This window comes from Vibrio sp. 10N.247.310.24 (genome assembly GCF_041467175.1).
In the GTDB taxonomy this organism is placed as follows: domain Bacteria; phylum Pseudomonadota; class Gammaproteobacteria; order Enterobacterales; family Vibrionaceae; genus Vibrio; species Vibrio tasmaniensis_A.
Map to the genome: position 1 here is coordinate 18,305 of NZ_JBFSUD010000039.1, position 25,821 is coordinate 44,125.

Genomic DNA, 25,821 nt, shown 5'->3' on the forward strand with positions numbered 1-25,821 from the left:
GCTGTCGAGAAACAGACTCAATAAATTAGATAATTGGAGAGACATTATGAAAATTGCAGTATTAGGCACATCAGGTTGGATTGGTAGTCACATCGCTCAAGAAGCTCAATCTCGTGGTCACGACGTGGTTGCTGTCGTAAGAGATGCAAGCCGTGTAGAAATCAGCGATGTTGAAGTTCGTTCATTTGATTTACAAGATGAAGCAGCAAGCCTTGCAATCGCACTATCCGGCGTTGATGCAGTAATCACTTCGATTGGCGGACGTGCTTTGGGTAATCACGACATCGTAAAAAGCACAGCGACTAAGCTGCTTGAGACACTGCCAAGCATTGGTATCGAGCGCCTGCTTTGGGTTGGCGGTGCAGGTTCATTAGAAGTGGCGCCAAACGTACCGTTAGTGACCGTTCCTGACTTCCCAGCAGATTACAAAAACGAAGCACTAGCACAGGGTGAAGCTCTTGAAGTGTTCAAGCAATCGAACAGCGAGGTTAACTGGACGTTTGTTAGCCCTGCAGCAGAAATTTTCCCGGGCGATAAGCTATCAACCTACCGCACAGGTGGTGATCAGCTGCTCACCGACGAAGATGGCAACAGCAAAATTTCAGTCAGCGACTACGCGATTGCGATGATTGATGAGCTCGAAGCTGGCAAGTTCCCACGTCAACGTATTGGTGTCGCTTACTAGTCAATTCATATATAAAAACTAAAAAAGCCGCTTGTTCACAACAATGCGGCTTTCTCATCTTTATATTGAGCATTCCTTTAATCCAATGGCAAGTGACCCGTTTTCACTAGGATAACCGTCTCTTCTTCCACATAAGGGAAATGCTCGCTCATATGAGGGCTACGCATCCAAGTGTGTTTTAGATACACGCCATGTTCATCTTTAAAAGTGCCTGACAACACAAAGATCTCTTCACCACCAAAATGACGGTGTGGCTGAAAGCGCTCACCAACGGGCCATTTCACCAAGGCCACATTTTCGTGCTCAAAAACATGTAGCGGCATCACTTGTAAGCCACCGATGCCCGGAAGCCATTCCGTTTCTAGGGTATTGATACGAACTTGAGTTAAGTCTCTCGCATCAAACTGATTAAGCTTCACCAAGATCGTGCAGCCATCTTTGCTTGATGGAGAATGCGCACTGCCCGGGGGATTACGGATATAAGTGCCCGCTGGGAAGTCTCCAGTTTCATCTGAGAACACACCCTCTAATACGAATATCTCTTCGCCTTGCGGATGCGGGTGCTCAGAAAACGAAGATTCAGGATCGTACTTCACAACACTGGTCGTGTGACCTGATTCTTTCTCTTCTCTTTCAAGCGGCTTACGCCATACCCCTTTGGCAGGGCTCGCGATCCAATCTAATGTCTCGGTTTCTATAACCAGTCTCTTTGAAAAGTCCATGTTGAACATAATGGCGACCTTACTCTTGTTATCGTTTTAATTATTCTTGTTATCTTTCTAGCTTTTATTCTACGCGAATACTCATCAAGGAGGCCATCTCGCCGCTATTTCCTGCGCGACAGCCACCTAAAAGAATCCTAATTAATTGCGGCCAGCAATCACACCGCCATCAACATCCCAGATTGCACCCGTTACCCAATCAGCACTGTCTGACAGTAAGAAAGAGATGCTATTGGCGATATCTTTCGGCAAACCGACTCGACCAATCGGGTGGAACACATTGAAACCCTCTAGCGCTTGATCCACTTCTTCCGGTTTAATGAAAGATTCGTAAATCGGCGTTTTAACCACAGCCGGAGACACCGCATTTACACGAATGTTATGTTCAGCCAGTTCCATTGCCATGTGCTGTGTTAATGCGTGCAAGCCAGCTTTAGCCATTGAATAGGCAGAAGATGGCGTCGCTTTGATTGCCTGCTTACCCCACATAGAGCCAACGTTAACCACACTGCCACCGCCGTTCTTGATCATCAATTTACTTATCGCTTGAGTGATGAAGAAGGTTGCTTTATTGAGCTGCATGTATTGCTCGTAATCAGATTCTTGATGCTCGATAAACGCTTTAGGGTTGAAGTAGCCCGCCGCATTAACAAGGTAACCAATACCCTCTTCAAGCGACTCTAGATGCGCAATGAGATTAGCTACACTCGCATCATCATAAAGGTTAGCTTGCCAACCTGAAGCGTGACCTAACGATTGCAATTCTGACACCGCTTTATCTAACTTAGTTGGGTTATTGCCGACAACCAACACATGGATGCTCTGAGCGACTAACTGCTTCGCTGTTTCAAAGCCCATACCACTTGTGCCACCGATTACGACTGCAATACCATTTTTAGTGAAGTTCATTTTGTTATCTCCTAAGTCATGTGAACGTGGTAATCTTAGGCTTTGAACTAACACCATGAATAGTAAGTACAAATCGGTTAGGTAGGTACTTATTGGTACATCTTTATGAAAAATCAGGAAAACTTTTTTTCAAGAAAATCAACACCAGAGCGCTCAGCTCGCATGGTCGAAACCATCTACGGCTGTAAATGGTCGCTAACGGTTTACCAATTACTGGCAAATGGTATTAATCGCCCCGGTGAAATGGTGCGGTCAGTAGAAGGATTATCGACCAAGGTATTGAATGAATGTTTGAAGCGAAATGTAGAATTCGGGATTTTAGATAAGCAAATGTTCAACGAACTGCCACCAAGAGTTGAGTACCAAGTGACACCGTTCGGTGAGAAGTTCTTGTTGATTCTAGACCAGCTGGAAAACCTACAAAACGAAATCGACGAGATGTAAGCCCACGCGAATCTGCTCTATTCCAAATAATGGTCAGCACGCACTATTTAGCTGACTGGCATTTGATCAAAACGGCCTTTCACAAAATCAATGAAGGTTCGAATTCGACTTGGTTGATAGCGGTCTCGATGGTAGATCGCTGAAAAGTCCACTTTAGGTACTATCCACTCATCAAACACTTGCAGCAGTTGCCCGTCGTTGAGTTCTTGCAAGCAATAGATGGTTGGAACACGAATAATCCCATTGCCCGACTTGGCGCCCTGTACCAACACTCGTCCATTCTTACATTGCAGCCTGCCCGTCACATGCACATCGACCATTTTCTTGGTGTCATCCAAAGCTTGAAAACTCCACTTGCGCACTGAGCCAGTTAAGCAATCATGATGGATCAGATCTTTAGGGTGATTTGGCTTCCCTTTGCGAGCGAAATACTCAGGGCTTGCGAGCGTTCCCATCTCTATGTCCAAAAGCTTTCTTGCGATAAAGCCCGCGTCTTCTAGGCTCCCCATACGAAAAGCGATATCAAAGGCGTCTTCAATCAAATCGACTCGGTTACTGCTGAAATCAAGGCTGATGCTGATGTCTGGGTAGAGCTGCATAAACTCATTCACCAAATCCGCGATGATCACTTCACCAAGATAACCACCGACACAGTTTACTTTTATGTCGCCACGTACTTCTTCGACATCGTCCACAGCAGCAATCAGAGCTTGGTCTATGTTATCGAGGGCTTGCTCACATCTCGCGTACAGATCTTGCCCTGCGTGCGTCAGCCTCAAGGTTCGAGTGGTGCGGATAAACAGTGTTACACCCATCTGCTTTTCTAGGCTACTCACTTGGCGTGATACGTGGGAACGAGACACATCCAACTCCTCTGCCGCTTTGGTGAAATTACCTAAACGAGCGATAAGCACGAAGGAGCGAATATCAGACAGGTTAATTTGATTGAGCATAGTCACCAGCTTACTAATGAAGTTATGAGATAGACGCCTTTATTGTTGCACCACAGCAACAGTGTTTCAAGTAAAGCGCTATATATCAACAATGCTATTTTCCTTAATATACTTCCATCGCAACGAAGCAAGGCAACAAGCACTTGATTCGAATGCACTTAAACAACACGTCGTAGCCAACCGACGCAATTAAAGTACAGAGGAAATAAAATGAAAAAACTAATCGTAATTACAGGTGCAAGCTCTGGTATTGGTGAAGCAATCGCTCGTCGTCTAAGCGATGAAGGTCACCCTCTGCTACTTTTAGCTCGTCGTGTTGACCGCCTTGAAGCGCTGAACCTACCAAACTCACTGTCAGTAAAAGTAGACGTAACAGACAAAGCGTCTTTTGATGCAGCAATCGCACAAGGTGAAGCGAAATTTGGCCCTGTAGACGCGCTTGTCAACAACGCTGGTGCAATGCTTCTTGGTCAAATCGATACTCAAGACGCTCAAGAGTGGAAGACAATGTTCGACGTGAACGTGATTGGCCTTCTAAACGGCATGCAATCTGTACTTGCTCCTATGATGGAACGCAATACAGGTACTATCATCAACATCAGCTCAATCGCGGGTAAGAAAACATTCCCAAGCCACGCAGCTTACTGTGGTACTAAGTTCGCTGTTCACGCGATTTCTGAGAACGTTCGTGAAGAAGTTGCGGCTTCAAATGTTCGTGTTACCACTATCGCACCGGGTGCTGTAGAAACTGAGCTTCTGTCTCACACAACATCTCAAGAGATCAAAGACGGTTACGATTCTTGGAAAGAAGACATGGGCGGCGTATTGGCTGCTGACGATATTGCTCGCGCGGTATCGTACGCTTACCAACAACCACAGAATGTATGTATCCGTGAGATTGCTCTAGCACCAACTAAGCAACAACCGTAAGTTTCAGTGATTAACTTACGTAACGTCTTTGTTTAATTGATGTATAGAGAAAGGGACTTTTACTATACATAGTAAAGGTCCCTTTTTTCTTTTGTCCGAACTCGATAAACACTAGGTTTGTTTTGCGATCTCTCGACCACGCCATTGAATCACAATCAGTGCGACAATAATTACAATCCCCAAAGGTCCTAGCCCGAATGGATTGAGTAGCAATAGTGGAATGGCAAGTAATGCTGCTAAGCGCTCAACCATGCTCAGTGAACGAATCAAATACCCTTCAATTGCGATCGCTATCGCGACAATAATAGTCAGCGTCTGGACGATTGACAAAAGCAACGCTGGCATTCCGTCGTCAGGATTCACAAGGCTTGTGTATGCCATCATAATTGGGATGATGAACAGACCACCCGCCAACTTGAACGCTTCTACCGAAGATTTCATTGGGTTAGCATTCGCTACACCAGCCCCAGCAAAAGCAGCCAAGGCTATAGGTGGCGTTACGTTCGAGGTTTGAGACAGCCAAAATACGATAAGGTGAGCAGTTAACAATGGTAAGCCAAAATCGCTTAGCATTGGTACAGCCATAACCGCCAACACAATATACGCCGCTGTTACAGGTAAGCCCATACCCAAAATTAAAGCCACTAAACTGATTAAGCCCAATGCAATAAGCATGTAGCCACCAGAGAAGTCCATCACAAACTGAGTAAACTGCAAACCGATTCCTGTTTGCCCTACCACACCAACAATAATGCCCGCCGCACCACACGCTGCAGAAATCGGCAACGCCATCAGTGCACCATTTTTCATCCCTTCAATGAATTTCTTCAATCCGATTCGACTGTGTTTACGCAGCGCCGCGGTTAGTAGAATTGCACTGCAACCCGCAACACCAACTAGCAACGGTGAGTAAGCCATCATTAAGAGTGCCGTTATCAAGATCAACGGAATCAGGTGGTGAGCGCCATCTTTCATCACCGAAACCACGGCTTCTGTTCTGCTTACAGCTTTGAGGTTCAACTTGCACGCCATTAGATGAACGTAAAGCAAAGTACAGAAAAAGTATAAAATAGCAGGAGCAATCGATGCGATCATGATTTCGCTGTAAGGCACACCAGTAAACTGCGCCATCACGAACGCACCAGCCCCCATAATTGGTGGCATAATTTGCCCACCCGTAGAGGCGGCAGCTTCAATACCTGCGGCTTGCTCTGGTTTATAACCGAGCTTCTTCATCATAGGGATCGTAATTGAGCCTGTGGTCACCGTATTCGCTATCGCAGAACCAGAAATAGAACCCAAACCTGCCGATGCCAATACCGCGGCTTTCGCAGGGCCGCCACGGTATTTACCGGCGATTGAGAATGCGAGATCAATAAAGAATTTACCGGCTCCGGTCACCTCTAGAAATGCACCAAACAACACAAAGATGAATACCGTTGTCGCGGCGATCCCTAACGCAGAACCAAATACACCATTAGCGGAGTAAATCTGGAACTGAATCAGCTCTTGTAGCGTGTAAGCCTTAATAGAAAAACCACTTGGCAGCATGTCACCGAACGCGCTATACGCAAGGAACAACACTGCGATTAACACCATCACCCAACCAACAGTACGTCGGCATCCTTCTAGCAGCAGTACCAACAAAGCACTACCAGCAAACATGTCAGCAAATTGAAGGCCATAAAACAGATGATTGATGTCGTTATAATCGAATATCCATAAACGGTAGCCAGCAAACACCACCACGGCACACAAGATCACATCGATCAGCTTGCCCACAATAAAGAGCTTGTTCTTTCGGTTAGAGAGCAATGGAAAGTGAAGGAAGATCAATACCAATACCCAACACAAGTGGATGGGTCTAAAATAGGTTGCCGAGATCGTTGAACTCACGCCTTGCCATATCTGAAAAGCCGACAGTGCTACTGCAACAACTAAAGTCAAATAACCCATTGTTTTCACGAGTTTTTCATAGGGTAATAGTTGGGGTGACGCATTTTGATTATCAGGGGTAATATCCATATTAATGCCTGCTGGATAAGAACGAATTGATAAAAAGGGCAAGTGAGATTTCACTTGCCCTGAGGTAGAGATGTTACTTGCTTACCGAATCTAGGTACTTCTGAGCACCAGCATGAATCGGTACGCCTTGCAGTCGAGAAGCATTCTCTGGTGTGGTCATTTCAGCCATTTTCACGACTTTACGAATATCACCGATGTTCTCAAAAGCGGCTTTAGTCAGATTGTAAGCCATGTCATCACTCATGTTGGCATTAACCACCAATACGTTCCACACACTAAGTGTCGATACTGGATCAACCTTATTGTAAACACCTGCTGGAATGTCGTAAGCACTGTAGGCTGGATATTGTCTCATGAAGTTAGCACTCTCTTCTTCAGAGATAGAAATCACCTTAACGTCGTGAGTTAACGCAATCTGTGTTACCGCGCCAACACCTTGACCACCAACAATGAAACCCACATCGATTTGACCATTCGCCAAAGCATTAGTGGTTTCTGAGTAATTAAGGTAAACCGCATCAATATCTTTTTTCACATCAATACCCATCGACTCAAGTAGTGCTGCAGATGTTACTGCCGTACCACTAGCAGGGGCCCCAAGGGAAACACGTTTACCTTTGAGTTGCGATAATGAATCAATACCAGAGTTTTTAAGAGTGATGGTATGAACTAGATTTGGATATAGAGCAAACAGCGTTTTCACTGGCATTTTCTTAGGAAATTTACCTTCGCCATTGTAGGCATCCAGAACCACGTTACCCATTGCAATCCCGGCGATCATATCGCCACGTACAACCTTGATGGTGTTCTCGACTGACGCTGCTGTCACTTCTGCTTTTGCATTCACATCCGGTACGTTTTCAGACCAGACTTTAGCTAATGCGCCACCAAATGGGTAATAGATACCACTTTGACCGCCTGTACCGATTGAATAGTTTTCTGCACTTGCCATCGTAGGCAGAATCGCGAGTAAAGCTACTAATAAGTTACGTTTAAGCACAATCATCTCCTTGATTATTAACCGTAATTAGATATACACCTAACTACAGGCTTTATTTTCTGTTCGTTTTTTGAGCCGTTCAAACATTACATGCGATCGAATATTGTGCAATTAAATACTATGCAATTGTGAAGCAAGTGTTAAATTGATCACTTATCAATAAAAAAGCGCCCAAGCTGGCTGGAGCTTGAGCGCTTTTAACAAACTAAAGATGTTGATTAGAAGTTGTAACCACCACCGATCATGAATACCCATGGATCAATATCAACGTCTGTTGAGTACTGTTTCCCACCAGCCTTGTACTTGGCTGTAGTATCGATGTCTGCGTACCAGACGGATGCGTTTAAAAACCAGTCGTCGTTGATCATGTAATCCATGCCAACATTCGCAGCCAGTCCCCACGAATCATCAAGAGACAAGTCACTTAAACCAGCATCTTTAGCTGCACCATTAAGCTCTTCGTCAAAGAATACGGTGTAGTTAATACCAGCACCTACGTAAGGACGGAACTTGCTGTTTGCTTCGCCGAAGTAGTACTGAACCATCAACGTTGGTGGTAAATGTTTTGTCTCGGCGATATCACCTAAACCACCATGGTTTGTAGAAATTGTATGGGAGAACGGCGTCGCTGCAAGAATCTCGAGACTGATGTTGTCTGTAAACATGTAGCCAAATGTCAATCCAAGTTGGGTGTTTGAATCCACACCAAATTTTGAACCCGATGTCTCCAAAACATCTCCACTGCTATCGTTAGGAGACACTATTGCGGCACCAGCACGGATGATGAAATCACCTTCTTTATGAGCAAAAGCACTAGTTGACATAAGAGCCGCAACAACCGCAATACCACATACTGTTTTTTTCATTATAATTTCCTTTTGAGGGCTTAATCGTTATTGGTGAATGAGTAATCATTTCTTATTTTGCGTGCAAGGTAGCATATAATAACCCTACTTTATTGATGGAAATCAATTTGTGAAAACTTGTGAGAACTTATGTAAATTTGCATCGACTTGATCACTTTATCGCTTCATTTTATTGACAGTTTTGTAATGCAACTTTCCCGTGCGTCATTTTGTTAATTTAACCCCTTCACCTTGCCCGGGTCTATTTGGATCAAAATAGAGCAAGCCAACACCTCGTACGCATCAACTTGGTGCAATCTCGCAGAATTCATTCTCATCTCGTTTAATATTCAATGAGTTACATTTGGCTCAACGCTTGCAAGTCTATGTTCATAATCATAAATACATTGAGGTTCTGACCATGCAAGACACTCTTACAATCGTTCTGGCCGGCGGTGTAGGCTCTCGGCTTTCTCCCCTTACCGATAACCGTGCAAAACCTGCGGTACCTTTTGGCGGTAAATATCGAATCATCGATTTCACGCTCGCGAACTGCTTACACTCTGGGCTGCGCCAAATTTTGGTGCTGACTCAGTACAAGTCTCACTCTTTACAAAAACATTTAAGAGATGGTTGGTCGGTGCTCAACCCCGAGCTCGGCGAATACATCACCAATGTCCCCCCACAAATGCGTACAGGTGATAGTTGGTATAGCGGTACTGCCGATGCGATTTATCAAAACTTGTATCTGCTTTCTCGTAGCGAAGCTAAGCATGTAGTGGTGTTATCAGGCGACCATATCTATCGCATGGATTACGCGCCAATGCTCAAGCAACATAAAAAGAACGAGGCCGATCTAACCGTAGCGTGCATGGAGGTTTCGATTGATGAAGCCAAAGAATTTGGTGTGATGGAGATAGATGAATCTCTAGAGATCAATAACTTTACCGAAAAGCCACGTTACCCTGCATGTGTCCCCGGTAGGCCGACTCGAAGCATGGCTTCAATGGGTATTTACGTCTTTGATAAAGAGGTGTTAACACAAGCGCTACTGGCGGATGCCGAAGATCCGAATTCAAGCCATGATTTCGGTAAAGACATTATTCCTAAATTGGTCGGCAACAACAGTGTTTACGCGTATAAGTTTGGCGACGAAGAAGGCCGAGTGACCCAAGATGCGTACTGGAGAGATGTCGGTACTATCGACTCTTACTACCAGTCCAATATGGATCTGTTAAAGCCAGCCTCACCTATAGATTTATACCAACCAGATTGGGCGATTCGCACCTACGAGCCGCAACTGCCACCTGCACGCACCATTGCTTCTGTAGAAGGAAACCAAGGAATATTCATCAACTCGATGATAGCGAATGGCGTAGTGATCGAAGGTGGCTCTGCGCAAAACTCTATCTTCTTCCCGAAAGTGAAAGTCAGTAATGCCGCGATTGTGATTGATAGTATTCTGTTTGAAGATGTTGAGATTGGGAAAAATTGCCACATACAAAACTGCATCATAGATAAGAACGTCAAAGTGCCAGATGGCACCCAAATCGGTATTGATAACCTTGCCGACGCTAAACGCTTTCACATATCGAAACAAGGCGTCATTGTGGTGCCCTCTTCTTACCAATTTGAAGAATAGCTATCGCTAAAACCAGATGGCGCTATAAGGGCAGCCAAGAGTTGCCTTATTCAATAGTCGCATTCACGGAGCTTTGCTTTTTTATATAAACCACACTTTTTATATCAACTGCAGTGATTTAAAAAGAAAGCATTATCGGCATCAAACTAGCAATGATTTACAAAACTTAAACTAGAATAAGTATTTGAGCTGACGTTTGGTTAAGGCGATAAAACCTAGGCTGGCAAGGTAGATTAGAGGAATGCTTCGCGAGTGAGGGATTTTTAAACACGTTTGAAATTCACGAAACATAATATGCGACCAGTTCATCGGACTTTCAAGGGAGTAATGGGAGATTATTTGATAACACTGAAGTGAATCACACATGTGCTATTTCGCAGTTGGTTAAACTCACCGATGTTTGCTACGTTTAAATGACACAGTCATTGGAAAGGTATGATTTATGAAAATAAATGTTCAAACACATCACGTATCAATTAACGACGAGTCACGCAAAGACATCGAAAGTAAATTCGAGAAGATATCGAACCATTTCCCATCACTGATCAGTTGCGACATCATCATTACTAAAGAACACGGTCAACATCAGGTAGAAGTATTCACCAACTACGAAGGTGTACGAGTAACAGCAAAATCTACAGACGATGTTATGTACCCAGCTATCGCTGCAGCACTCAAGAAACTTGAAGCAGGCCTAAGTAACCGTAAGGGACAATTGAAAGCAGACCTACACGAGAAGCCAACGAGCACGAAGCCAGAAATCGCTTCGGACATCATCCAAGAGATGAAACTGGTATAACTCATAAGTAGTTAAAGCGCACTAACGAACAGAAGCGCACAAGAATTTCAAAGCCAGCACATGTTGCTGGCTTTTTCGATTCCCCTTCAATCTCTTTATCAATCTATCACTTCGATTTTTCCTATCGCGACGGCCTAACCTCTTCACTTCCCATCTTAGAACCAAGCCCAACTCTATATCGTTTTTAACAAACTTATGTCACTGACTGCTATAACAATCGCTAGTCGTATTTGGTACAGTTATAAGCAGAAATTTAGAGAATAAAGGAATGTTTATTATGAAAAAAATCGCGCTAATTCTATTTCTAGCGACTCAACTCATGGCTTGTACAGAAGTGGGCAGTGAAGCTTGGTGTACAGATATGAAAGAAAAACCGAAAGGCGACTGGACTGCCAATGAAGCCGGTGATTTTGCTAAACATTGTGTTTTTTAAACACGGTTAAGCGTTAATTAACGACACTTAGTAACACTGAGTGAAAGACGTTTAACCACGAACTGAGCACTCCACGCAACACAATAAACCCGAATAAGTGAGTTTGAGGATGGAACACCAACTAGGTAATGACTGGCAACACATCAACTGGGTATTAACCGACGTCGATGACACGCTCACTTGGCAAGGTTCACTCCCTCCAGAAACCCTGATTGCGTTACAAAAGCTGAGAGACAATGGAATCAAAGTGGTCGCTGTAACGGGAGCCTGTGCTGGTTGGTGTGACCATATTGCGCAGCTTTGGCCTGTCGATGCCGTGCTTGGAGAGAACGGCGCCTTCTTACTAGAGAAGCAAGATGGTGCATTACAACTCTCATCTGAAACACCGCTAGAACAAGTGCGTAAGAACCAAGCAAAGCTAAAACAAGAAGTTGAAGCGATCTTGTTAAGTTACCCCGACCTATCGCTAACTTTGGATCAATCTTACCGCTTGTGTGAGGTCGCGATTGATATCGGCCAAAACCGTAAGCCTGTTGATCCTGAAACTGTTCAAGCCGTACTCGAAAGAATACACGCTTTAGGGGCACACGCGACGGCAAGTTCGATTCATATCAATGCTTGGTATGGCGAGCACTCAAAGAAAAACGCCGTGCACCGTTTCCTGGCTGATAAAGGCTTATCGCTTGAGAAAATCCACAATCAAGCCTGCTATGTCGGCGATTCAATGAACGATCAACAGATGTTCGAATCACTACCACTCACCGTTGGCGTGGCAAACATTAAGCATTATTGGGATAAGTTAGAGCATCATCCAAGTAAGGTGATGTCGCAGCCGGGTGGCTATGGGTTTGCAGAATTTGTGGATGCGCTGCTGGCAGTTAAAAGCTAGACACTTAAAAACGAGTCACGCCCTTCTACTTCTAACAAGGTCTTAGGTCACTCAATAGACATAAAAAAACGACCGCTAGGTAGACCGAAGTACCTAGGGTCGTTTGAGCTTCAAAATGCTAGATAAGCTCTTAACTTTGACACATCACACAAAACACGCTGCATTGCACCATATGTTTATATGAGTTTGTTACGGATGTGGATCACCACTGCTTCTGCAACGATAACCACTGCAAAAATACTCACCAACACCATTGATACTTTTTGCCACTCGAAAAGGTTCTGCGCATCGTTGAGCACTACGCCAATACCACCAGCGCCCACTAACCCCAATACCGCAGATTCACGCACATTGATGTCCCAACGGAACAATACGATGGAATAGAATGCGGGCATCACTTGTGGCCAATACCCTTTAAGCAAGATGCTCATCCAAGAAGCGCCGGTTGCGCGCAGAGCTTCGATAGGCCCCATGTTCACTTCGGCAATCGCTTCCGCTAACAGCTTCCCTACAAAGCCGATACTACGAATGGCAATTGCCATAATGCCTGCGAGAACACCGGGGCCAAATAGTGCGATAAACAACAAAGCCCAAACCAATGAGTTCACAGAACGTGAAGACACCAGAAAGAATTGAGCCACCCAGTTCAGCGCTTTATTAGGTGTGATATTTGGCGCGTTCAATAACGCCAATGGAATCGCAAATACCAAGGTAAACAAGGTACCTAACGTCGCGATGTGCAGTGTCTCAATCATCGCTGCGTGAATCGACTCAGGATAGAACGCGTAATCCATTGGCACCATACGCTCGAACATGTCGGCAAACTGCGCTGGCGCGTCGTATAGAAACTCAGGAATCACTTCAACCGTCTGCCAAGACCAAACAATCGCACACACTAAGCTAAGGTAAACGGCAAATCGAGCCACGCGTTCGTTGGGTGTAAAGCGCTGCCACTCTTTATCGATAGATGCAGTTGTCATTAGAAGATTCTCCTAACAATATTGGAAAGAAATTCACCCACAAGAATCAATGCGATGATGGTGATCAAAATAGCGGCGACGAAGTCGTAATCAAAGCGTTGGAATGCCGAAAATAACGTGCCGCCAAGGCCGCCTGCACCCACAATGCCAACCATGGTTGAGTTACGTAGATTTGAATCCAACTGGTAGCTAGCAAAGCCAATAAAACGAGTAAATACTTGAGGCATTACCGCATACAAAATGACGCTGATAAAACTGGCACCGGTTGCTTTAATCGCTTCAACCGGTTTAAAAGAGATCTCTTCAATGGCTTCAGCGAAAAGCTTGGCAATAAAACCAATCGATGCGAATACCAAAGTCAGGATCCCAGCAAGGGCACCGAAGCCCACCGCTTTCACAAATAGGATTGCGATAATCACCGGGTGAAAAGAGCGACATAGTGCGATGAAACAACGTATTGGCGTCGATACGATTGAAGGCATCATGTTTCGTGCGGCCAGTAAGCCAAGAAACAGTGAAATGATGATCCCGAAGAAGCTTGAGATAATCGCAATCTGTAAGCTTTCCGCTAAACCGCTCAATAAAAGGTTAGTACGCGAAAAATCAGGCGGAAACATTCTTGATAGTAACCGCTCACTTTCACCAAAACCGATGACCAAACGATCAAAGGTCAGCCCTAACGTCGAGAAACTGTAAAACAGGTAGCCAATGATTGCAGCGATAATTGCACGGTTAATCCATGAGGTTTTGAACGGATTTTCATGCTTCGCTGGCGATGTGCTTGATGAAACGCTTGGCGACGAGCTTGGGTTTAATCCAGCCATGACTCACCCCCATAAATGATTTTTAGGTCTTCTTCTGAAATACCTTCAGGGCTGCCATCGTAATGCACCTTGCCATTACACATGCCGATGATGCGCTTGGCATAACGCTTGGCTAAGTTCACATCGTGGATATTCACCAACACTGGGATGTTTTTCTGTTCTGCGAATGTTTCCATCAACTCCATGATCTCAACCGCGGTTTTCGGGTCGAGTGATGACGTTGGTTCATCCGCCAATAAGATATATGGGTCTTGCATGACTGCGCGAGCGATACCGACACGCTGTCTTTGGCCGCCCGATAAACTGTCGGCACGTTGGTTAGCAAAGTCTTGCAGGCCAACAAATTCAAGTAACTCGAACGCTTTTGCTAGGTCTTGCGCAGAGTAGTTGCGACGCCATGCATTCCAAGCGGTCATGTAACCCAAACGGCCACTCAACACGTTCTCGATAACCGTTAAACGTTCCACGAGGTTATATTCTTGAAACACCATGCCGATGTGTCGACGTTGTTTACGTAGCGCTTGGCCTTTTAATTGAGTTAGGTCTGCGCCATCAAAAATGATTTCGCCTTGGCTTGGATCGTTGAGTCGGTTGATGCAGCGCAGAAGCGTACTTTTACCGGTACCAGATGGACCAATGATCGCGATGATGCCTGGCTCATCAATATCAATATTAATGCCTTTAAGGATTGGCTTGCCTGCCACATATTCGTGGAAAAGGTTGTTTATCTTTATTCCTTCATAGCTTGCTACGGCCATACTGCATTTCCTTGTGCGAATTTTAGAATGATCTATGCCCTACCCGCGAGGGCATAGATATTTAGTTGAAGTAGGTGTTTTTAAAGAACTAAGCCTTTCGAAAACTTAGTCTTCTAATAAAAAAGAATTAGCCGTTGTTTGCTTGCTTTGCTAACTCAGCGGCTTTTTTCTTTGCGCGTTTAGCCGCATCTTTTTCAGCCAATTTCTTCAAGCCAGTTTTGGTGTAAGCCGTACCTGTCGCATGAGCGATATCACGAATCACATCCCACTCTTCTTTGTAGCTGATTGGCGAGAAACGATCGGCACCTTTAAACGATGCGCTCATTTCTGGTGTAAAGCGGTAGCTAAAGAAAGCCTCGTTGATCTTCTCAACTAGCTCTGGTTTTAGGTTGTAAGCATAGCCAAATGCAGACGTTGGGAAGCGTGGGCTACGGTAGATGATCTTCAGTTCAGAATCGTCAACACGACCTGCTGCTACCATACGATCGTACACGTCCGATGCCACAGGTGCTGCGTCATAATCTCCATTGAAGACGCCTAGAATCGATTGGTCATGCTTACCTGAGTAAAGCACTTTGTAATCTTCATCTGGCACTAGGCCTTTCGCTGGGAATAACGCACGAGGAGCGAGGTTGCCAGAGTTGGAAGATGCAGAAGTGTGTGCAACCTTTTTACCTTTCAGATCAGACATTTTGTTAATGCCGCTGTCTTTACGCACAATCGTGATTAAGTTGTAGCCCTGGAAGCCAGACTCATCGCCCTTCACAGCGATTGGAACGTAACCCGCGAGGTTAACTGCGTAGCCTGTTGGGCCCGTAGAAAAACCAGCAACATGCAGTCGACCAGAACGCATCGCTTCTACTTGTGCAGAGTTCGAGTGCACCGTGTAGTAAATCACTCGCTTACCTGTAATTTTACTTAGGTGAGCTTGGAAGTCGGCGAATGCATCTTTGTATAACGCAGGGTCTTCTACTGGCGTGTAAGTAAACACAAGCGTACTAGGGTCATTCCACTCATCTGGATTCTTCGGTGAATCGGCGACCAAATCTTGGTTTTCATCACAGTATCGATCGTCTAACACACCACGGCTAGAGCAGTCGCTTGCCATAGCCATTGAAGGAAGTAGTAATGAGCTAGCGATTAACAGTCCTTTAACACTGATTTTCATATTCAAACCTTACTTTTACTTATTGTTGAAAGTCACCTTCGCTATTGCAGCCTTTGTGCCACCTTTCAACTTCTTTAATTTCAATAACTTAAAACAAACCCTAAATTGGAAAATTACTTTTGTGTCATTACTGTCCAACCAAGAAGTGTCTATTTGGGTCATTTATGTCCCGTCAATTTCGGTGGTAAAAAAAGAGCCCGAAGGCCCTTTAGTTCACTGCTTTTTCTCTTATTATTCTTTGGCTACGCGCTCTCTATACAAACGCTATAATTAGCGATGTAGAGCGAAGCTCACAACAGCCTAAGCGTCGCTGTCCATACAGTTAGCGTAGTAAGTTACCGTTGCAGGCCAATCACTGAATACGCCCATCACACCAACATCTTGCGCCAGTACATCAAGCATTTTCATCATGTCGCCATCATTGTTGATGCCATCTTTCACGCTTTGGTAATACCAACCGCCACCTTGCGCTAGCGGGCCTGAACGTTCCAGTGTCCATGCGATAATCTCAAGCTCAGCATCTTTTGCCAGTTTCGCGTAATTAGACGCAACCAATTCGTTGTTCTCACCTAGCTCAACCAAAGCAAACAGAGGTGGCGCGATGATATTCACACCCGCATCGTGCAGTTCTTTCATGTTCTCCACAGACGCAACAAAGTCCGCTTGCTCATAGACACGATCGTCAAGGTAAACGGCTTGCTTACCGAACTTAGGTGTCTCATTGACCCAATACTTAACATCATCCAAGTTGAATGACTGCAAGTAAGTCTCTGAAGGCTCAAAGCCCGCCTCTTTCAGTTCATCCACCAGCTTCTGCGCGTACATCTCTTGGCTAAAACCATTGAAAGGCATTTCTACCGCCGCCGATTTTAGCTCAGGAGTCACCTTCACGCCGTGCTCTTTAAACAATGCCGCACTTTCTGCGTGTGTCATCAGTGTGCCACTTTGGCTGTAAAGATCGGTTCTCCAACCGGGTGTGCCATTCATGTACTCTTCGACCGTGGTTGCTTTTGGATTCGCACCATCCATTTTCCCTTTCAGGGTCTTAAACTCCGCTAGCGTGAAATCAGAGGTACGACACTCAACCTGAGCATCTTCGCCTGTCGCTGGGTTAGCCGGCGTGAACGGTGTTGAACACTTCTTCGCGAGATCGGGATGCGCCAAAACATCGGTTGTGGTGTGCAGATCACTTTGCGAGTGACGACATACCAACGCCTTGTCTTTAGTGAAAGTCACATCACATTCCACGACACCCGCGCCCATTTGAATCGCCGCTAAGTAGGATTCCTTGGTGTGTTCAGGAAACTGCATCGCAGCTCCGCGATGTCCAATAGAAAAATCACTACGATGAAAAGGTCCTTCACTGCAACTCAACAGCTTGGTTTTCAAAGGGCTCTCATCCATATTGTTCACTAAAAAGAGGGGACGAGGACCTAAGTCGGCTGATTCTGCTGCGGCCCATGCCGTCATCGAGCTCACACCTAGTATCAGAGCAATCGAACCTTTCAGTATTTGCTTCATGTTTGTATCTCCTTGCAACAAGCAATTATTTTTCTAACTTCCTTTATTCGATCATTCGGTGTTGGATAGCTGTCATATATAGATAGCTGTCATATGTTTTTTGACTCAACATCGAATAACCTCATGTGGGCTGACGCCACAATGTAGGGATTGCACGCTTTGTGCCAGATGTTAAAGCCCTTTTATTACAATCACTTGAAACGGTTAGCCATTCGACTAAAAGTTAAATGGGTCATTGTTGTCTTCTGCTTTTACTAAGCGAATGAATGAACCAACTAGGCCTTGAAACTCTCTTTATCCAATTGATGTTTCTTCATTTTTCGATAAAGCGTTTTGCGTGGTAGGTTCAGCTTGCTAGAGACCTCATTGATATTGCCTGCGCTCTCAATCAACGCTTCAGTCAGTACATTCCTTTCGTACTGCTCCATCTGCTTTTCAAAAGCGAAATCTTCTCCGGACGCTTCACAAATTGGCGATTGAAGATCGAAACCATCGCCGACGATACCCAACACAAATCGATCAGCGACATTACGCAGCTCACGCACGTTACCCGGCCATTCGTGTCGACATAGCTGCTGTATCTGTTCGGGGTAAATCGTTGATGGGCGTGTCTTGTACTTGTGGCTCGCTTGGATCACAAAATGGCGGAATAACACCTGAATGTCTTCTTTGCGTTGACGCAATGCGGGAAGGTTTAAGCTAGCAATATTGAGGCGATAGAAGAGATCGGCTCTGAACTCCCCCGTTTCACTCAAGCTCGCAAGATCAGCTTTGCTGGCGGCTACCACCACAATATCGACCGGGATTAACTCGTTACCACCAACGCGCTCAATCATTCTTTCTTGAATGACGCGCAACAGTTTAATTTGCACCGCAATTGGCATGCTTTCGATTTCATCAAGGAACAGAGTTCCGCCATTGGCTTGTTCTATTTTTCCAATGCGCTTCTTGTTGGCACTGGTAAACGAACCCGCTTCATGACCAAACAACTCACTTTCGATAATGCTTTCAGTCATGCCGCCACAGTTGATCGCGATAAAGGGCTTCGCCTTACGACGGCTAAATTGATGCAAGGCGCGAGCAATCACCTCTTTGCCCGTTCCTGTTTCGCCGTTGATGATGGTATCAACACCAGTATGAGACAGTGCGAGCACTTGCTTGCGTATCGTATCCATCGCTTTTGATTGGCCAATAACCACCGTTTCAATCGGTAACTCAGCTTCCTCATCACCGTCTGTAGCTGCTGGGCAATTGTGCTGAGACTGTGCCAACGCTAAATCGAGCTTCTCTACCAACTCACTCGCATTCAGTGGCTTTTCTAAAAAGTCGAACGCCCCTAGCTTCATTGCCTCTATCGCCATGGGAATATCGCCATGGCCACTCATCAACAATACAGGAACGTTAGCGGCTCTATGTTGAATTGAACTCAGTAACGTAAGCCCATCCACCTGTGGCATTCGTACATCACACAATACAACCGACTGGCTGTTTGCTTTGAGCGATTTAAGGCCAAGGTTAGGGTCGGTAAAAGTGGTAACGCTAAACCCTTCTAGCTCCAACATCTCGCTCACGGCTTCAACAACATCGATTTCATCATCGATAAGAACTATGTGTTTTTCTGCAGTCATGAGGCTATGCCTTTTGGTAGAGTGACGATAAAAGTGGTGCCTTGGTGTTCAACCGATTCCACGTGAATCGAGCCGCCAAAGTCTTTTATGATGTTGTATGCGATAGACAAACCGAGTCCAAGCCCCTTGCCTGTAACCTTACGCGTATAAAATGGGTCGAACAGGTGTGGAATGTCCTCTTTAGGTATGCCTAATCCGTTGTCCATAACCAAAATCTGAATGGTATTCGAATGCTCTTGAGTGAAGATTCTGAGCTCTGGTTGCTCTCTTTGCTCAACGGCATCCAGAGCATTGCTGATCAAATTCACCAGTACCTGTTCTAAGCGAATGCTGTTAGCTCGAACCAGTTGGCTACTTTGGGACGAATACTGAATCGACACAGCGCTCTGTCTGGTTTCAAACAGGTCAATCGCATCACCAATCACCTTCTCTAGTTCCACATTATCGATCTTTCCGTCGCTCTTACGTGAGAAGGCTTTCAAGTGACGGGTGATTGCCGCCACTTTATCTAGCAGGGTTTCTATCTTTTTCAGGTTATCTTCTGCCCTGTCTGGCCTTTGCTTACCTAACCAAAGCTGAGCGCTTCGGACGTGACTGTTTACTGCCGTCAGAGGTTGATTGATCTCGTGCGTGATCCCGACACTCAATTGCCCTAGCGCGGCTAATTTTCCGGCTTGGATTAACTCGTCTTGAGTAACTCGTAGTTTGGCTTCGGCTAAGGTGCGCTCTTCAACCTCTGCCTCTAATTTTCGATTGGTTTGCTTAACAATTTTGGCCGTGGTCTGGAATACCTTTAGGTACTTGGCCATTTGTGTCACTTCGTCTTTACCTCGAATGGACACTTCGGTATCTAAGTGGCCGGTAGAAATCGCAAACATGTTGTCTTTGAGCTGTAAAAGCCTTTCTAAAATACTCTTACGTACGTAGAACCATGAGATAGCTGCGGCAGTTAACACACTAAAAAGAGAGAGAAAAAGTGACAAACGTTGGTTTGATTGCAAAGAGTGTTGCGCCTGCTGAATCGATTGGTCAATATTGCCATTCACCTTGCTGGTGTTGCTTTCGATCTGCACGGTTAACTGATTCAAATGCTCACGGCTGTTTTGCAGGAAGTATTGCTCTTGATAGAGATGATCGAGCGCTTTGTTTTTCATCCCATACAAGCTGCTATCACTTGAGGCAAGGTTATAAATCACCGTGAGTTGATGATCTAATTTAGGAAAATCACTTCTTAAATCACCACTGACCCAGAACTTCCACCACTCTTCCCCGACTTGCTCTAGACGGTAGCTGGTGTAATCGAGCTCATTAAAGCTTGAGTCGTTATACAGCTTTTCGACCAAGCCTAATTGGTAATAAAGCAGAGATTTCAACTGAGTATATTGGATTTGATCTTTGGCTGGGTCAGGCAAACTATCGAGTGAGTCACTGGCTTGCTGCAATAGAGGATAAAAGCCTTCTAGCAAATTACGAAGTTCTTGATTGAGTTGTTCTGACTCAATCTCACTTTGATATAACAGGCTCAGACTATTATTAACTTGGGCGATAAGATCTTTAAAATAGGCGTGATAATCAGGAAACTGAACCATAACGCTATTCATCACTGAAATGGCCTCTTCAATTTTAAGCATCGCCTGTTTACGCTCTAAATTGGATTCAGCATCACTGAGTTGAGATGAGGTCGTGATAATCACACGCACCATGTCATTGAGGCGTGCAGCGTTATCTAAGGCGGGGATTTCACTCTCTTTTAATTCGACAAGGCGTTGGTTTAAATCGTCAAAGGTAAAGCTCGATACAACTGACAGAAAGATGGTGGTCATCGATAACATAGCCAATGCCAACACCAAACGCAGCTCGATGCCCTTCCAACCAAACCACTTACGACGCGGGATTTTGATCGAAAACGGGCGTTCAAAACTGTCTTTATTTTCTATCACCTCGGAGACATGACTACTCACTCGCTCCACCTTCTCTCATCATAAAATCAACAGGATCCGTCAATGATTCAATCAGTTAGGTGGTTTACCTATTTAATCTTACATCTAATAGCTTTAGTAAAACTATTAAATGAAGAGTAATCATTAACATTTTACATAAGATATCATAACAATTATTTTATAAAGCTTACGTGGTCTATTTTGCGATAATAGAAAGTGACCGCACCGACAGAAACGTGATTACTTTATCAATCCCTGTCGGAGGACATTTTAGTTTGAGCACTTCCAATAACGTCTGATCATTTATCATAGAGATTGATCGTATTGGGCTCATCATTTGCAAAACGGTCTTGAATCTAAACTTTCAGACAAATTAGCAATAATGGAAAATCATTGAGTCTCGCAGTGTAGGACACTACCTATGTCGAAATAGGATGGATGTATAAATAATGCAGAACAATCATGTCAGGTTGGAGAAGGTAGTGAGGTATTTAGAATCTCACCTTGATCAGCCTCTGGTAATAGAAGAGCTATTATCAAAGTTTTACTTCTCTAAATACCATTTTCATCACCTGTTCCGCGCCTATTATGGCGAGGGGGTATATGCGATGCGTAAGCGCCTGCTTATAGAGAGGGCTGCTCGAAGTATTATTTATGGGGTTGAGAGCATGACTGAAATTGCTTTTTCTTGTGGCTATGAAAACCAAGCTTCTTTTAATAAGGCGATACGAAAGCAGTTCTCTTGTACACCATCGTATATTCGTCATCAAAAAACAGTTCCTGCCTTAAAAAGGCAACAACTCACTAGTTTTGAGGACATAAAGATGAATATAAACGTTGTCGATCGCAAGTCTACGGAAGTCCTGTATTCCAGAGGTAGTGGCAAATACAGTGATGCTGCTGCAACCGCATGGGGGCAACTGATGCCATTTGTTTATTCTAATCGCTTGATTCAACCCAAGACAATAATGATAGGAATAAGCCATGACGACCCAAATATTACCCTTGTAGATAATATACGCTACGACGCATGTGCAACGATCGTTACTGAAATGGAATTACCTGAAGGTATCGATCGCAAGACAATCTTAGGTGGCAAATATGCCAAGGCCTTGCACAAAGGTACTTACGAGAAACTCTCTGAAGCTTACAGCTATTTACTCTTAAAATGGCTACCAGACAGTGGGTTTGAACTGCGAGACCAACCATGCTTTGAGGTGTACCTGAATCGAGACCCAAGACGAACTAAACCTGAGAATTTGAAAACCGAAATCTATATTCCGATCAAGTAACTAAGAGAGCTTCCCTTGAGTCAGTCAATCACATGATTCATGTCAATCACGGCTGGCTCACTATTGCCCCGAAATAATTTAGCAGTCGATTCCCGATCCCTTTCCCACGTCAGTTCTTGACCTACATTTTCTAATAGCAGATTATGAGCCTAATTGAGCATTTGCAACTATACAGACATGATCTGTAATTTGTGAGTGCTAGGGACAATAAGCCCATTGAACAGTCTTTTGCTGTCATGGTTCCCATATATTTTAAATATTATAAAAACAATGTCTTCTGAGAAAGGCACTGTTATATACCTTAAAGGAATAATATGTCTTTCCCTATATTGTTAAACACTACAATTCAGAGCCACAATGGAAATTTTAATCGTGAAATTACCATTCGAAATGGACTGACAGTACTGATAGGACCTAATGGAAGTGGTAAAACACACCTGCTTAGAGCCATAAAAAATGCGCTACCACAGCATGTTCAAGGTAAGAAGGTTAGATTTATTTCTGCAGGAAGAATGGGAACGCTTGAACATAGTCGATCGGATTATGACGGCCACAGAGGTGGTCGGATATCATATGAAAGTGCTAATTTTGGTAACAAAAGTGACGTAGATAGGCGTCATAAAATTGAAACGTTAAATGGTGACTTCCAAACGTTATCGGAGAGAGCTGATATTTTGGTTAAAGTGCAAGAGCGCCTTAAAAAGTTATTCAAAAGAGATCTTATTATTGAATGGGATGCGGGTACTTTAAAGGTTGTTTTTGCAAGATTGGATAAGGAAGGTGCGCCATACTCTTCAGGTCGAGAGGCTTCAGGGTTACTTCATTTAGTTGGCTTATTATCAGCGCTTTATGATGACGATGTAGGCGCTTTGATGCTAGATGAACCTGAAGTCTCCCTGCATCCGCAGTTACAAGCATTTTTACTTAATGAGATTGCTTCAGCTGCTGGCCACTATTCTGAAGGAGGCTTTAAGAAGATAATAGTTATGGCAACTCATTCAACAGAAATGTTGAATATATTAAAATGTGACGACCTTTTATCTCTAGTCTTTTGCCATGACTTAGATACAGCACCTGTTCAAATCTCTCCAGAATCTGGCGAACTTCAGAACAAGAAAATACAGGCATTAATTGCCCGCCTAGGACAAGAACATAAACTTTCTCTATTTTGTAAAAAGCCACTATTAGTTGAGGGGCCTTCAGACGCCCTCATCTGTAGTTTTTTGTCTCAAAAGTTAGGGGTTCACTTGGAAGCATCTGGCTCTCAGTTATTGCCAGTGATTGGCACAGGTCAAATGCCTATAGTGTCAAAATTTATAAGACTAATGGGAAAGACTCCAGTAGTTTTAGCAGATGCTGATGCTTTTGCTGATGGCCTTGAATTAACTAACTATTATCTCAACGGATGTATAATCGCAGATCAAAAAGCCGCTGAGTCTGGGGCTGCTTCTGCAGCTTCGCTTGCCAGTGCTGCTTTTAATGATTTCTGTCAATTGGCAAATAACAAATGGGAAGAGATCAAGGATATAGCTACTCCTCACCCATATTGGGTAAATAAAGGGGAAGGCGAAGAGACTAAAGCAAAACGAAGATCTGTATTCTGTGCTTTATTTAGTCATGATGAAAGTACGTTATCTGATTTAAACGCTGACAGATCTTGGGTCACAATTAGAAACCGCTTGGAAGCTGTCTTGGGGCTATTAGAACTAGCGGGTTGTTTTATCCTAAGAAGAGGGGCAATTGAATCATATTATCAGTCGTCTGATACCTTCACTTCTGAGGGAAAACCCAGCGCTGCTGTGGATGAAATCGAACACTTGGATAGCTTGGATCCTTCAATGTTAGAAGTCGTTCTACCTGAAGTAACTAAGTGTATTAAGTTTGCGTCTCAAGGTGAAAAAATCAATGAAGCCGAATCATTGAGAGATGTGCTGCTATCAATAGCAGCACCTGCTATAGCTAAGCTAAATGCAGGCTCTAACACTCAAGAAATGAAGATACTTTGCAAAACAATCCTAAGAGAAAAATCCGAACTTTTTGATTTAACGGTAGAGGGCGAACAACTTTCAATTGCATTGAAAAGCAATATTTTAAATGTTCGGGGATTTCCTATTACCATTGAAAAAGGCGAGGATGTAGTAAGTAAGATTGAACGTATCTTGAAGCCAAAAGCTTAATAAGAAACTCAAGGCTTCGACATACTTTTTCTAATATGACAGAAACGTTTTAGAGCAAGAGACGTGTTATGTCGCCATGCTTTGGGACAAAAGCGACTTAAAGATATTTTGATTGATAGCAAGAGTGTACCTTGAGCATTAGTTTAAAATACACCATGTCGTGAGGGAAGTTTGTAGAGGCTAGTAAGGTTAATTTTATGTCGATTACATTTGTGACTATTGACGGGATTGTGCGCCCAATTTCAGGGAATAGAAAAATAAAAAGAAACGCTACAACATTGTTAAGTGTTAAGCAGCCGAAAGGGTTCAAATCTAATTCTAAACAATACAGTTCAGATAAGGCCTTTACGGTTCCAAATGCAAAGTGTCCAAATTGTGGTGATAATGTTTTTTACTATGAGCACCCAAATGGGGCAAAAGTATATTTTGATGAGCTAGGACCACCATGGCCGAAACACCCTTGTATAATTGAACGTCGTACTTCCACTAAGCGCAAGGTTTCGAAAAATAAGCCAGCTTCGGCTAATTGGATGAGTAGTTATTGGAAGCCGCTAATCTTAGAGAAAAAAGTAAAACTCGCTAATGGCGAGGGTGTTCGGGTACAAGCAAAGACTAGTGAATATTCTGTTAGATTTCTTTTAAAAAATCAGTTGTTGAAGCAAAAATTTTGCAGTGGGGATGATATAGATCAGCTTATTATGCTGGCAAGAAAGACCGAAGACAAAATTCGACCTAAGGTAGAAATTGCGCTTACAAGCGGGCTTCAGTCGTGGACAATGCTAGGGGAACTGGTGACTCAAGTAAATGAGCCCAAAGTTTCCCAAACTACGACCGTGCAAGATAAAAAAACTTTTGACCCGTTAGGCAAGTCAAAGATCCCATTTTCTCTTAACATTGAAGACAAACGTGTTCATGTGTCACTTTTATATGATGGACAGGATATTCAATTTATCCGTAGTTCTAAAAAAGCGGCCAACAAATGGTGATCTGCTCCAGTGAGACTAGACACTAAGCTAAGCGACTTTTTCCATACTTCTAGTTATTGGTGATTTACTAATTTAGTAAAGTCACTGAAACAGAATTGTCCAGAACCGATACAGTCAGCACTTTCAAACTGCACTTTCAAACACGAAAGTGCCCCATTGTGATTCAGAGTAAATACTCACTTAAAACATGTTAATGTGAATTTGCACTACAACAAGGGCTCTTCTCCGCTTAGATGAGTCTATAAATTAACAATAAAATCAATAAAGCATT

At 44.0% G+C, this 25,821-nt stretch carries 23 protein-coding genes; 10 read left to right on the forward strand and 13 right to left on the reverse strand.

Translation table 11 applies throughout. From position 1 onward, the window contains the following. The first annotated feature begins 46 nt into the window (after window positions 1-46). Complete coding sequence (locus tag AB6E08_RS13520) at window positions 47-685, forward strand: NAD(P)-dependent oxidoreductase (protein ID WP_017101663.1); 639 nt, start codon at window positions 47-49, stop codon at window positions 683-685. 77 nt (window positions 686-762) lie between these two features. Here the strand turns inward: AB6E08_RS13520 and AB6E08_RS13525 are convergent, their stop codons facing one another. Beyond that, the gene (locus AB6E08_RS13525; protein ID WP_372064659.1) at window positions 763-1,416 is read right to left on the reverse strand and encodes a cupin domain-containing protein; all 654 of its coding nucleotides are present in this window, start codon (window positions 1,414-1,416) and stop codon (window positions 763-765) included. Window positions 1,417-1,548: 132 nt separating this feature from the next. Then, a complete protein-coding gene (locus AB6E08_RS13530) occupies window positions 1,549-2,316 on the reverse strand; it encodes an SDR family NAD(P)-dependent oxidoreductase (RefSeq protein ID WP_102579760.1) in 768 nt (255 codons plus the stop codon). Window positions 2,317-2,421: 105 nt separating this feature from the next. On the opposite strand from AB6E08_RS13530, the gene AB6E08_RS13535 reads away from it, so the two are divergent. Next, complete coding sequence (locus AB6E08_RS13535) at window positions 2,422-2,760, forward strand: helix-turn-helix domain-containing protein (protein ID WP_017100832.1); 339 nt, start codon at window positions 2,422-2,424, stop codon at window positions 2,758-2,760. Window positions 2,761-2,807: 47 nt separating this feature from the next. Here the strand turns inward: AB6E08_RS13535 and AB6E08_RS13540 are convergent, their stop codons facing one another. After that, window positions 2,808-3,713 (reverse strand): LysR family transcriptional regulator, encoded by a 906-nt coding sequence (locus AB6E08_RS13540; RefSeq protein WP_029225470.1) that lies wholly within the window; start codon window positions 3,711-3,713, stop codon window positions 2,808-2,810. A gap of 210 nt (window positions 3,714-3,923) precedes the next feature. On the opposite strand from AB6E08_RS13540, the gene AB6E08_RS13545 reads away from it, so the two are divergent. Further along, entirely contained in the window at window positions 3,924-4,643 is a 720-nt protein-coding gene (locus AB6E08_RS13545; protein ID WP_017100834.1) for an SDR family oxidoreductase, read from the forward strand. Window positions 4,644-4,754: 111 nt separating this feature from the next. Here the strand turns inward: AB6E08_RS13545 and AB6E08_RS13550 are convergent, their stop codons facing one another. From AB6E08_RS13550 to ompW, 3 genes are all read right to left on the reverse strand, one after another. After that, on the reverse strand, window positions 4,755-6,668 hold the full coding sequence (locus AB6E08_RS13550) for a TRAP transporter fused permease subunit (protein WP_102250162.1): 1,914 nt from the start codon (window positions 6,666-6,668) through the stop codon (window positions 4,755-4,757). Between the two features lie 73 nt (window positions 6,669-6,741). Further along, window positions 6,742-7,674, reverse strand: a complete 933-nt coding sequence (locus tag AB6E08_RS13555; RefSeq protein WP_017102057.1) for a TAXI family TRAP transporter solute-binding subunit — start codon at window positions 7,672-7,674, stop codon at window positions 6,742-6,744. A gap of 212 nt (window positions 7,675-7,886) precedes the next feature. Then, on the reverse strand, window positions 7,887-8,534 hold the full coding sequence (gene ompW / locus AB6E08_RS13560) for an outer membrane protein OmpW (protein ID WP_012601085.1): 648 nt from the start codon (window positions 8,532-8,534) through the stop codon (window positions 7,887-7,889). 400 nt (window positions 8,535-8,934) lie between these two features. Between ompW and glgC the strand changes: the two genes are divergently transcribed. The 4 genes from glgC to AB6E08_RS13580 all read left to right on the forward strand — a co-directional run bounded on the left by glgC (window position 8,935) and on the right by AB6E08_RS13580 (window position 12,276). Beyond that, on the forward strand, window positions 8,935-10,155 hold the full coding sequence (gene glgC, locus AB6E08_RS13565; protein ID WP_032555176.1) for a glucose-1-phosphate adenylyltransferase: 1,221 nt from the start codon (window positions 8,935-8,937) through the stop codon (window positions 10,153-10,155). Window positions 10,156-10,597: 442 nt separating this feature from the next. Next, complete coding sequence (gene hpf / locus AB6E08_RS13570; protein ID WP_004733000.1) at window positions 10,598-10,954, forward strand: ribosome hibernation-promoting factor, HPF/YfiA family; 357 nt, start codon at window positions 10,598-10,600, stop codon at window positions 10,952-10,954. Window positions 10,955-11,231: 277 nt separating this feature from the next. Continuing rightward, a complete protein-coding gene (locus AB6E08_RS13575; protein WP_004732998.1) occupies window positions 11,232-11,387 on the forward strand; it encodes a DUF3012 domain-containing protein in 156 nt (51 codons plus the stop codon). Between the two features lie 109 nt (window positions 11,388-11,496). Then, window positions 11,497-12,276 (forward strand): HAD-IIB family hydrolase, encoded by a 780-nt coding sequence (locus tag AB6E08_RS13580; RefSeq protein WP_372064664.1) that lies wholly within the window; start codon window positions 11,497-11,499, stop codon window positions 12,274-12,276. A gap of 176 nt (window positions 12,277-12,452) precedes the next feature. Here AB6E08_RS13580 and phnE (AB6E08_RS13585) read toward each other — a convergent pair whose 3' ends face one another. The 7 genes from phnE (AB6E08_RS13585) to AB6E08_RS13615 all read right to left on the reverse strand — a co-directional run bounded on the left by phnE (AB6E08_RS13585) (window position 12,453) and on the right by AB6E08_RS13615 (window position 21,125). Next, window positions 12,453-13,256 (reverse strand): phosphonate ABC transporter, permease protein PhnE, encoded by an 804-nt coding sequence (phnE, locus tag AB6E08_RS13585; protein ID WP_060981093.1) that lies wholly within the window; start codon window positions 13,254-13,256, stop codon window positions 12,453-12,455. Further along, on the reverse strand, window positions 13,256-14,080 hold the full coding sequence (gene phnE / locus AB6E08_RS13590; protein WP_372064666.1) for a phosphonate ABC transporter, permease protein PhnE: 825 nt from the start codon (window positions 14,078-14,080) through the stop codon (window positions 13,256-13,258). Before phnE (AB6E08_RS13590) ends, phnE (AB6E08_RS13585) begins: the two co-directional genes overlap by 1 nt. Then, window positions 14,068-14,838, reverse strand: a complete 771-nt coding sequence (gene phnC, locus AB6E08_RS13595) for a phosphonate ABC transporter ATP-binding protein (protein ID WP_004732991.1) — start codon at window positions 14,836-14,838, stop codon at window positions 14,068-14,070. The genes phnE (AB6E08_RS13590) and phnC overlap by 13 nt, the downstream gene beginning before the upstream one ends. A gap of 127 nt (window positions 14,839-14,965) precedes the next feature. Next, on the reverse strand, window positions 14,966-16,006 hold the full coding sequence (gene phnD / locus AB6E08_RS13600; RefSeq protein WP_004732989.1) for a phosphate/phosphite/phosphonate ABC transporter substrate-binding protein: 1,041 nt from the start codon (window positions 16,004-16,006) through the stop codon (window positions 14,966-14,968). A 300-nt stretch (window positions 16,007-16,306) separates the two neighbouring features. Continuing rightward, entirely contained in the window at window positions 16,307-17,527 is a 1,221-nt protein-coding gene (locus AB6E08_RS13605; RefSeq protein ID WP_009846256.1) for a glycerophosphodiester phosphodiesterase family protein, read from the reverse strand. A 275-nt stretch (window positions 17,528-17,802) separates the two neighbouring features. Further along, window positions 17,803-19,155 (reverse strand): sigma-54-dependent transcriptional regulator, encoded by a 1,353-nt coding sequence (locus AB6E08_RS13610; RefSeq protein WP_372064668.1) that lies wholly within the window; start codon window positions 19,153-19,155, stop codon window positions 17,803-17,805. Continuing rightward, entirely contained in the window at window positions 19,152-21,125 is a 1,974-nt protein-coding gene (locus tag AB6E08_RS13615) for an ATP-binding protein (protein WP_372064670.1), read from the reverse strand. The genes AB6E08_RS13610 and AB6E08_RS13615 overlap by 4 nt, the downstream gene beginning before the upstream one ends. Before the next feature lie 419 nt (window positions 21,126-21,544). Between AB6E08_RS13615 and AB6E08_RS13620 the strand changes: the two genes are divergently transcribed. The 3 genes from AB6E08_RS13620 (at window position 21,545) to AB6E08_RS13630 (ending at window position 25,550) form a co-directional block, all read left to right on the forward strand. Further along, the gene (locus AB6E08_RS13620; protein WP_372064672.1) at window positions 21,545-22,387 is read left to right on the forward strand and encodes a GyrI-like domain-containing protein; all 843 of its coding nucleotides are present in this window, start codon (window positions 21,545-21,547) and stop codon (window positions 22,385-22,387) included. Between the two features lie 314 nt (window positions 22,388-22,701). Continuing rightward, window positions 22,702-24,564, forward strand: coding sequence for an ATP-dependent endonuclease (locus AB6E08_RS13625; protein ID WP_371696217.1), 1,863 nt, complete (start codon window positions 22,702-22,704; stop codon window positions 24,562-24,564). A gap of 197 nt (window positions 24,565-24,761) precedes the next feature. Further along, complete coding sequence (locus AB6E08_RS13630) at window positions 24,762-25,550, forward strand: hypothetical protein (RefSeq protein WP_372064674.1); 789 nt, start codon at window positions 24,762-24,764, stop codon at window positions 25,548-25,550. Window positions 25,551-25,821 lie beyond the last annotated feature (271 nt).